Source organism: Arthrobacter sp. K410C, from assembly GCF_059090105.1.
This window is the reverse complement of sequence record NZ_JBNHFJ010000052.1, coordinates 1-752: the sequence shown is the minus strand read 5'-3', so window position 1 is coordinate 752 and position 752 is coordinate 1. Positions and strand designations below refer to the sequence as shown.

General features: G+C 67.0%; 1 protein-coding gene. It reads left to right on the top strand.

What is annotated here, in order from left to right:
- Positions 1 to 752, top strand: a 752-nt coding sequence (locus AC5RU7_RS21030) for a formyltetrahydrofolate deformylase (RefSeq protein WP_494053878.1), incomplete at both ends; no start/stop codon positions are given.

The following is a 752-nucleotide window of genomic DNA, read 5'->3' as shown; positions in this document are numbered from 1 at the left end:
CTCTCGTGTGCCGAGCAGGCCGGGATTGTGCAGGCCGTGACCACCTTCCTGTTCGAGCGGGGCTTCAACATTGATGAGCACCAGCAGTTCGATGACAGCCTGCGCCAGACCCTGCATCTGCGGACCGCGTTTTCCGGGTCCCCGGACCTGACCCCGGAGACGCTCACGGCCGAGTTCGGCCCGATCGCTGACCGGTTCGGGATGAAGTTCAGCTTCCATGACCAGACCCAGCAGCGGGTGCTGGTGATGGTGTCCAAGTTCGGGCACTGCCTGAACGACCTGATTTTCCGGTGGCGCGGCGGGACCCTGGGCGGGGACCTGGTGGCCGTGGTTTCCAACCACGAAACCCACCGGGCGATGGCCGAGGCGGCCGGGCTGCCCTTCATCTACCTTCCGGTCACCCCGGACACCAAGGCCGACGCCGAGGCCCGGCTTTTGGAACTGGTGGAGGAATACCGGGCGGACCTGGTGGTCCTGGCCCGCTACATGCAGGTCCTTTCCGATGACCTGTGCCGGGCCCTGGAAGGCCGTGCGATCAACATCCACCATTCCTTCCTGCCCGGGTTCAAGGGCGCCCGCCCCTACCACCAGGCCTACGACCGGGGCGTGAAGCTCGTCGGCGCGACCGCGCACTACGTCACCGCGGACCTGGATGAGGGCCCGATCATCGAACAGGAAGTCATCCGCGTGGACCACACCTACGGCCCCGCCCAGCTCTCCACCGTGGGCCAGGACGCCGAGGCCCTCGCCCT